Raw genomic sequence first — 8,288 nt, 5'->3', positions numbered from 1 at the left:
CAAGGAACTGCAGGACATCATCGCGATCCTGGGTATGGACGAGCTGTCCGAAGAGGACAAGGTCACCGTCCAGCGCGCCCGTCGTATCCAGAAGTTCTTGGGCCAGAACTTCCTCGTCGCCGAGAAGTTCACCGGTCAGAAGGGATCGGTCGTGCCGCTGTCGGACACCATCGAGGCCTTCGACCGCGTGTGCAAGGGTGAGTTCGACCACCTGCCGGAGCAGGCGTTCAACAGCTGTGGCGGACTCGACGATGTCGAGGCCGCGGCAGCCAAGATCGCCGGGAAGTAGCGGTCGAAGATGGCGGACAAGAGCTTCCGGGTGGAGGTCGTCTCGGCCGACGAACGGCTGTACTCCGGTGATGCGACGATGCTCGTCGCCCAGACGACCGACGGTGAGATCGGTGTGCTGGCCGGTCACGCGCCTCTCCTCGGCCAGTTGACCGAGGGTGGCTACATCGCCATCACCGAGGCTGACGGTAGCCGTCGGGTCGCAGCTGTGACCGGTGGGTTCCTGTCGGTGTCGGCTGATGTCGTGACGATCCTCGCCGAGAGTGCCGAGTGGGCGCATACGGTCGACGTGGCCGCCGAGACGGCGGCGCTCGATGCCGCCGAGCCGGGCAGCGCCGCCCATCACCTCGCGAAATCCCGGCTCTCCGCGGCCGCCGCGCTAGCCAGGTAGTCGTGATCCTCACCAATCGCCCGCGAAGGTGTTCGTCGCCTTCCGGGCGATTGGTGTTTGACGGGTATTCCGCGTGGGTGGCGGCGCGGCCGTGATCGCCTGGTTGGTGCTGGTCGTCGTCGTGGTGGTCTTGGCTGTCGCGGTGGGCGTGCTGTACCGCCTGTTGGAGGTCCGCCGGGCCGGGACGCCCGTATTGCTACGGCCGATTCCAGCTCCGGAGGATCGCGGGTGGCGCCACGGGTCGGTCCACTACGGCGAGAACAGCCTCGTGTACTACCGGCTGGTGACCTTCTGGTGGGGCCCGACGGTGCGGCTGATCCGCAGCTCGATCTCGGTCGTCGGGCAGCGTCAGCCACGCGGCACGGAACGCGAGATCCTCGATGGGTTGGTCATCGTCGAACTCGCTCCGGGCGCGGACGACGGCGGCCGTGGCTATGAACTGGGGCTCACGCGCGACGCGCTCACCGCGTTTCAGAGCTGGCTGGAGTCGGCGCCCCCGGAGCGCGCCCGGCGAGCGGAGCGCTGAACGCGCAGTTCGGCGTTGTCGTCGGCTACGGGTTCGGGCGCGTGCGGTTGCCGCCGGGGACCCACTTGACGTCGCCGGCCGGGCCGGCGGCCACCCGCGCCAGGATGAACAGCAGATCCGAGAGCCGGTTGAGGTATTTCGCCGGAAGTGTCGATGTGTCTTCTGGGTGGCCGTCGATGGCCGCCCAGGCTGAGCGCTCGGCCCGACGCGTAATCGTCCGCGCCTGGTGCAGGAGCGCTGATCCGGCGGTTCCGCCGGGCAGGATGAACGAGTCCAGGGCCGGCAGGTTCTCACCGAAGGCGTCGCACCACTGCTCCAGCGCGTCGATGTAGGACTGTTCGATGCGCAATGGCGGGTACTTGGGGCTGGGAACGACCGGCGTGGCGAGGTCGGCCCCCGCGTCGAACAGGTCGTTCTGCACCGTCGCGAGGACCTCGGTCACCGGAGTTGGCAGACTGCCCATGGTCAGTGCCATGCCGATGGCGGCGTTCGCCTCATCGCAGTCGGCGTAGGCGACGACGCGCAGATCGTTCTTGGCGACTCGCGAGAAGTCGGAGAGCCCGGTGGTCCCGTCGTCGCCGGTGCGGGTGTAAATGCGGGTGAGGTGGACGGCCATGCCTTCACGGTAGTGGATAGGCTATGAGGGTGAGTGATCGTTTTCTCGTGTCCGGCGGCGCCCGACTGTCCGGCGAGGTCCAGGTGACCGGCGCCAAGAACAGTGTTTTGAAGCTGATGGCGGCCGCACTGCTGGCCGAGGGGACGACCGTTCTGACCAATGCTCCCGATATCGCCGACGTTCCGCTGATGGCGGACGTCCTGCGCGGCCTGGGCGCGACGGTGACCCTGGACGCCGCGACGGTGACCATCGAGTCGCCGGCTGAGCCCAGCTTCCACGCCGATTTCGACGCGGTGAAGCAGTTCCGGGCCTCGGTCTGCGTGCTCGGGCCGCTGATGGCGCGCTGCCGCCGGGCCGTCGTCGCGTTGCCCGGTGGGGATGCGATCGGCTCGCGGCCGCTCGACATGCACCAGGCCGGGCTGCGTGCGATGGGGGCGCACAGTTCGATCGAGCACGGTTGCGTTGTCGCGTCGGCGGAGCGGCTGACCGGCGCGCCGATCGCCTTGGAGTTCCCCTCGGTCGGCGCGACCGAGAATATCTTGATGGCCGCGGTTCTCGCCGACGGCGAGACAACGGTCGACAACGCGGCGCGCGAGCCGGAGATCGTCGACCTGTGCGAGATGCTCACGCAGATGGGTGCCCAGATCGACGGAGCGGGTACGTCGACGCTCACGGTGACCGGGGTCCGGGAACTGAAGCCGACCACCCATCGCGTCGTCGGCGACCGGATCGTTGGGGCGACGTGGGGGATTGCCGCGGCGATGACACGCGGTGACGTCACGGTGCGGGGTGTCGCGCCGCAACACCTGTCGCTGGTGCTGACCAAGCTCGCCGATGCCGGTGCGAAGGTCGATTGGTTTGACGATGGCTTCCGCGTTCAGCAGGAGGCGCGACCGGTGGCGATCAACGTATCGACCTTGCCCTACCCGGGATTCCCGACCGATCTGCAGCCGATGGTCATCGGGCTGGCGACGATCGCCGACGGAATGTCGGTGGTGACCGAGAATGTCTTCGAGGCGCGATTCAGGTTTGTCGAGGAAATGGTTCGCCTCGGCGCCGACGCCCGCACCGATGGCCATCACGCGGTCATCCGCGGCGTGGCACAACTGTCCAGCGCACCGGTGTGGTCGTCTGATATCCGGGCCGGTGCCGGGTTGGTGCTGGCCGGACTGGTCGCCGACGGGGTGACCGAGGTTTACGACGTCGAGCACATCGACCGCGGGTACCCGGACTTCGTGGCGCAGCTGCGCTCGCTTGGTGGTTCCATCGAGCGGGTCAGCGGTTGACCGGGCGGTCCACCTAGCCGGTTGGACAGGTGCGCCGCCTAGCCCGATGGGCTGATGCTGTGCGCCACCGGTCAGGCCCCCTTGTCGTCCCGCGCTGGTGCGAACACTCTGGATGTGTCCGAAAACACACGTCCGAGTTCGAGCCAAGGAGACTGCACGATGGCCATCGAGATGAACCAGATCTGGGACTTCCCGATCAAAGAATTCCACCCCTTCCCCAAGGCCAAGCTCGGCGTCGGCGCGCACGACATGATCGGCGTCGAGGCCAAGGATCTCGGGATGTCGCGCGTCCTGTTGATGACCACCGGTCTTCGCGGCTCGGGGATCATCGACGAGCTCAAGGGCAAGATCGAGTATCAGGGTGTCGACGTCGTGCTCTTCGACGAGGTCGAGTCCAACCCCAAGGACTACAACTGTATGGATGCCGCTGCGCGGTACCAGTCGGAGAAATGCGATGGCATCATCTCCGTCGGTGGCGGGTCCAGCCACGATGCCGCCAAGGGCGCGCGCATGGTCATCGCCCACGACGGCCGTAACATCAACGAGTTCGAGGGCTTCTCCAAGGCCACCAACAAGGAGAACCCGAGGCACATCGCCGTGTCGACGACGGCCGGCACCGGGTCGGAGACGTCGTGGGCCTACGTCATCACCGACACGTCCGACATGGAGCACCCCCACAAATGGGTGGCCTTCGACGACACCTGCCTCGTCGACCTGGCGATGGATGACCCGCTGCTGTACTACTCGTGCCCCGAGCACTTCACCGCCTTCTGCGGCTTCGACGTGCTCGCGCACTGCAGTGAGCCCTACGTGTCGCGCCTGGATTTCGCGCCGTCGCTGGGCAATGCGAAGTACGCGATCGAGCTGATCCGGGACCACCTGCGCACCGCGGTCTACGAGCCGCACAACCTTGAGGCGCGCACGGGGATGATGCATGCCCAATACATCGCCGCGCAGGCCTTCAACTCCGGCGGCCTCGGCCTGATCCACTCGCTGTCACACGCGTTCAGCGCGTTCTATGACAGCCACCACGGTCTGAACAATGCGATTGCCCTCCCGCGTGTCTGGGAATACAACCTGCCCGCCCGCTACGAGCGGTTCGCCGACATCGCCACGCTGCTCGGCGTGAACACCACCGGCATGTCCACGGTGCAGGCCGCCGATGCCGCGGTCGAGGAGGCGATCCGCATCTCCAAGGACGTCGGCATCCCGGACAACTTCGGGCAGCTCAATGTCAACAGCTATGAGAAGAACCAGATGAACACCGGCAAGTACGCCGGCAAGGGCGAGGGCGTCGACACCTCGGAGGAGCAGATCAGGGCGATCTCCGAGCACATGATGGGCGATTGGTGTACGCCGGGCAACCCGCGCACCTGCACCGTCGAGTCGATGATTCCGATGGTTCGCCACGCCATGGTCGACAGCTACTGACACCGCGCGCGACTGCCGGGCCCGCTCCTCCTGGGCCCGGCAGCCGCTTCGCCCACCTGCCACGCACATCACCTGCCGTTTCGAGGACCAGAAATGCCCGACTCATCCGCTTCCACTTCGGCATCGACTTTCGCCACCCCCGCTGACCTTGCCGCAGCACTGGCCGACCAGGGCTACCTGGTCTCGGATGACCTCGCGGTGGTGTTGCACCTGGCCACCCTGTTGGAACGTCCGCTGCTGCTGGAGGGTCCCGCTGGCGTCGGCAAGACCGAACTGGCCAAGGCCTTGGCGGCCGCGGCTGGGCGTGAGCTGATTCGTTTGCAGTGCTACGAGGGACTCGACGACTCGCGTGCCCTATACGAGTGGGACTATGCGCGGCAACTGTTGCACGTTCAGATGCTGCGCGATCGGATCAGCGCCGAACTGGCCGCCTATGACACCCTCGGGGCGGCGTCGGCGGCATTGGCCCGTACGGAGGTCGGCGTCTATACCGAAGACTTCCTGGTGCCGCGGCCGCTGCTCGCGGCGATCATGTCTGAGCAGCCCACCGTGCTGCTGGTCGATGAGATCGACCGCACGGACGAGGCGATGGAGGCGGTGATGCTTGAGGTGTTGGCCGAACGGCAAGTGACTGTTCCCGAGCTGGGCACCTTCGCCGCGCGTTCAGCGCCCTGGGTCATCCTCACCTCCAACGACACCCGCGAATTGTCCCCGGCGCTCAAGCGGAGGTGCCTGCATTTCCAGGTGGGCTATCCGGACGCCGAGCGCGAGCGGCGCATCGTTGCGGTGCGCGCTCCCGACATCGAAGAGTCAGTGATCGCCGAGGTCGTCGACCTGGCGCGCCAACTCCGTGAGCTGCCGTTGCGGAAGAGTCCGTCAATCGCCGAGGTCATCGACGCCGCACGTGCGGCGGCCCGACTGGCGGAGCAACGCGGCCAGGACGGCCTCGGTGAACATCGGGCGGACCTGATCGGCGGGCAAGATCCCGCGCTGATGTCGCTGCTGGTGAAGTTCGGTACCGACCTTGAACACGTGCGCCGAGCCCTGGGCGCCGACTCTGTCGACGGTGAACGGATCACCGTGGGAGTCGACGGCAGCAGTCCGGGTGGCACGGTCACCGAGCGGGCCTTCGGTGCTGGCCGGGCCCGTAGCGCAGCTCGGGGCTGAGGTGACGCCGGTGGGCGCCACTCGCCCCGCCCCGGCGGGCAATGAGCAGATCCTGGCGCAGCTGGCTGTGGCGTTTGGGTCGGTGCTGCGGGCGCTCTCGGTCGCCGTCTCACCGGCCGAGGTGATCGAGATCCGTCGGGTGCTCGACATCGTCGGCGGTGCCGACCTGGTCCAGTTGCAGAACGCGTTGCGCAGTGTGACCGTGAAGTACTCCTACGAGCGCGACGCGTTCGACGAAGCCTTCGCGCTCTTCTTCCTCGGCCATCATGGCCCCGGGGGGCCGGCGGACCTGCCGCGGGTCCGCGGACTGCTGTCGGCACTGCCCGAGGAACTCGAGTGGGACGAGGACTTTGAAGGCGCGGGCCGGATGATCGGCGCCGACGAGCACACGGTGGAAATTGGCGACCTGATGGCCGAGGATCCGGATGCGCGTGAGCGGGTCGGGGAAAGTGCGCATCGCGAGGAGAATGACTTTTCGGTGTCGGCGGGGGCCGAGCAGTTGCACGTCGATACCGATTCCTCGACGGTGTCGGGCGGGGTGACCTATACGGTGGAGATCGATCATGCCGACGCGTCCCACGTGGGCGAGTTGACGTCAGCAGGGACTCGAGTTTCGGGCTCGACGCTGCGGCTGGCCGATGCTGCCGCATTACTCCGCGCCCTGGATGCCACCGACGGCAGGCAGGCTTATAGCGTCGATGGCGCCGCCGGGCTTGACGAAGTGGCACTTGCCGAGTTGGCAGACGCCTTGACCCGGTTTGTCGACGCGCTGACCGATCGCCTGACAGCAGCGTCGATCGTCGGCACCGACGATGATCCGTCGACACACATCCATCGCGATCAGGCCGATATCGATCGGGCCTGTCACCGGTTGGTGCAGCGGATGCGCGGCGCACCGCGGCGGGTGAGCAGGCTCGCGGCCGGCGGTCGGCTGGACTTCCGCCGCACCATGCGCGCCGCCGTCGCCACCGACGGGGTGCCGCTGGAACTGTGGCGGCGCAAGCGCCGGCCCGGTCCGGTACGGCTGCTGGTGCTGGTCGACGTCTCGATCTCGGTTCGGCCGGTGACCGGCTTCATCCTCCGGCTCGCCCAGACCCTGCACCGGTTCGGGGACCGCTGTGAGGTGATCGCCTTTGTGGACCGCCCGGTACAGGTCACGGCCGCGCTGCGCACCGCCTCACCCGACGGCGCGCTGGCCGCGGTGCTCGCGGCCGACGGTCTGGACCTGTCGGCCACCAGCGACTACGGCCGGATGTGGCACGAACTGCTCGACGAGCACGGCGACCTGATCACCACCCGCACCAGCGTGCTCGTAGTCGGGGATGCGCGGAGCAACGCCTTCGATCCGCGCGTCGATCTGTTCGCCGAGCTTGCCCGCCGCACCTTCCGGGTCGCCTGGCTGACACCGGAGCCCAAACGCTACTGGTCGCAGACGGGGTGTGCGCTCGGCGACTACGCTGAGCATTGCTCGGCGGTGGTGAGTGCGCGCGACGGCGGTGAGGTCCTGCAGCGGTGCGACGAACTCGGCGCCGCGCTCCGCTGATGGCCGCATTCGGGCGCTGGGCAGGAGGTTTCGATCAGATGGGTGTCGAGTCCGCACGTGGACGCGGCTTGGGCCGCGTGGTGAAGTTTCACACGCCGCAGATCGTCTTCGGTCCGGGGGCGCTCGACGAGGTCGCCAATGCGGTCGCCGCGCTCGGAATCAGCAGACCGCTACTGGTCTCCGACCACTGCCTCGCACAGACGCCGTGGCTGGACCGCGTCGTGTCTGATCTGCGTCGGCGCGGCTTGTCGCCGGAGGTCTTCCTCGGCGTGACCCCCAACCCGCGGGCGACCGAGGTCGAGGCGGGCCGGGCCGCTTATGGGGAACATCATGCGGATGGACTCGTGGCGGTGGGCGGCGGGTCGGTGATCGACGCCGCGAAGGGGATAGCGATCCTGGCCTCCAACAGCGGCAACATCCTCGAATACACGGGGATCGACAAGGCGTCCCGGTCATTGCCGCCGCTCGTCGCGGTGCCCTCGACGGCGGGTAGCGGGGCCGATGTGTCCCAGTTCTGCATTCTCAACGACACGGCGAGTCGCACGAAGATCACGATCATCGGGCGCAACCTGGTGCCCAACATCGCGGTGATCGATCCCCGGCTGGTCACCACGGCGCCGGCCGCGGTGATCGCACAGGCCGGGATGGATGCGCTCACGCATTGCGTCGAGGCGTTCGTCTCGCTGGCGCGGGGCCGGCTCACCGATGCGCTCGCGGTCGACGCCCTCGTCGGGGTCTGGACCAATTTGGAGCGGCTGGTCGAAGACCCGCACGACGCCGACGCCGGGGCGGAGATGTCGCTGGCGGCGTTGCGCGCGGGGATGGCCTTCACCAACGCCATCCTCGGCGCCGCCCATGCGATGAGCCATCCGGTCGGCGGCTACTGCGACGCTCCGCATGGGGCGATCAACTCGGTGCTGCTCCCGTGCGTGATCCGCTATAACGCGCAGGTGTGCGCGGACGATTTCGTCGACCTTGCCGACGCGATCGGCGTGTCGACGACGGGAGGCGCGCGGGTCGTGGCCGATCGGCTCCCCCCC

8 protein-coding genes and 1 pseudogene are annotated in these 8,288 nt (G+C 67.6%); 8 read left to right on the top strand and 1 reads right to left on the bottom strand.

Features of this window, described 5'->3' with window-relative positions:
* The 3 genes and pseudogenes from B4M62_RS12575 to B4M62_RS12565 form a co-directional block, all read left to right on the top strand.
* Nucleotides 1–289 (top strand): annotated as a pseudogene (locus B4M62_RS12575) (F0F1 ATP synthase subunit beta); the annotation flags it as partial.
* Between the two features lie 9 nt (nucleotides 290–298).
* Nucleotides 299–679 (top strand): F0F1 ATP synthase subunit epsilon, encoded by a 381-nt coding sequence (locus B4M62_RS12570; RefSeq protein WP_290713460.1) that lies wholly within the window; start codon nucleotides 299–301, stop codon nucleotides 677–679.
* A 73-nt stretch (nucleotides 680–752) separates the two neighbouring features.
* Nucleotides 753–1,205 (top strand): DUF2550 domain-containing protein, encoded by a 453-nt coding sequence (locus B4M62_RS12565; protein ID WP_290713457.1) that lies wholly within the window; start codon nucleotides 753–755, stop codon nucleotides 1,203–1,205.
* Nucleotides 1,206–1,230: 25 nt separating this feature from the next.
* On the opposite strand, the gene B4M62_RS12560 is transcribed toward B4M62_RS12565, so the two are convergent.
* Complete coding sequence (locus B4M62_RS12560) at nucleotides 1,231–1,821, bottom strand: cob(I)yrinic acid a,c-diamide adenosyltransferase (RefSeq protein WP_290713454.1); 591 nt, start codon at nucleotides 1,819–1,821, stop codon at nucleotides 1,231–1,233.
* Between the two features lie 29 nt (nucleotides 1,822–1,850).
* Between B4M62_RS12560 and murA the strand changes: the two genes are divergently transcribed.
* From murA to B4M62_RS12535, 5 genes are all read left to right on the top strand, one after another.
* A complete protein-coding gene (murA, locus tag B4M62_RS12555; protein WP_290713451.1) occupies nucleotides 1,851–3,107 on the top strand; it encodes a UDP-N-acetylglucosamine 1-carboxyvinyltransferase in 1,257 nt (418 codons plus the stop codon).
* 159 nt (nucleotides 3,108–3,266) lie between these two features.
* A complete protein-coding gene (mdo, locus tag B4M62_RS12550; protein WP_290713448.1) occupies nucleotides 3,267–4,538 on the top strand; it encodes an NDMA-dependent methanol dehydrogenase in 1,272 nt (423 codons plus the stop codon).
* Between the two features lie 93 nt (nucleotides 4,539–4,631).
* On the top strand, nucleotides 4,632–5,705 hold the full coding sequence (locus B4M62_RS12545; RefSeq protein WP_290713445.1) for a MadB family AAA-type ATPase: 1,074 nt from the start codon (nucleotides 4,632–4,634) through the stop codon (nucleotides 5,703–5,705).
* Between the two features lie 10 nt (nucleotides 5,706–5,715).
* Nucleotides 5,716–7,248 (top strand): MadC family VWA domain-containing protein, encoded by a 1,533-nt coding sequence (madC, locus tag B4M62_RS12540; protein ID WP_290713442.1) that lies wholly within the window; start codon nucleotides 5,716–5,718, stop codon nucleotides 7,246–7,248.
* Between the two features lie 38 nt (nucleotides 7,249–7,286).
* Nucleotides 7,287–8,288: iron-containing alcohol dehydrogenase (locus B4M62_RS12535; protein WP_290713439.1), on the top strand; the 1,002-nt coding region annotated here is incomplete at its 3' end.

This window comes from Gordonia sp. UBA5067 (assembly GCF_002414845.1).
GTDB lineage: Bacteria > Actinomycetota > Actinomycetes > Mycobacteriales > Mycobacteriaceae > Gordonia > Gordonia defluvii.
Note: the sequence above shows the minus strand (reverse complement) of the source record. Positions and strands in the feature narration are given on the sequence as shown.

Excerpts from the sequence above, each read along its gene's own strand:
- B4M62_RS12560 (WP_290713454.1), bottom strand. The coding sequence starts at position 1,821 with ATGGCCGTCCACCTCACCCGCATTTACACCCGCACCGGCGACGACGGG.
- mdo (WP_290713448.1), top strand. The coding sequence starts at position 3,267 with ATGGCCATCGAGATGAACCAGATCTGGGACTTCCCGATCAAAGAATTC.
- B4M62_RS12570 (WP_290713460.1), top strand. The coding sequence starts at position 299 with ATGGCGGACAAGAGCTTCCGGGTGGAGGTCGTCTCGGCCGACGAACGG.
- B4M62_RS12545 (WP_290713445.1), top strand. The coding sequence starts at position 4,632 with ATGCCCGACTCATCCGCTTCCACTTCGGCATCGACTTTCGCCACCCCC.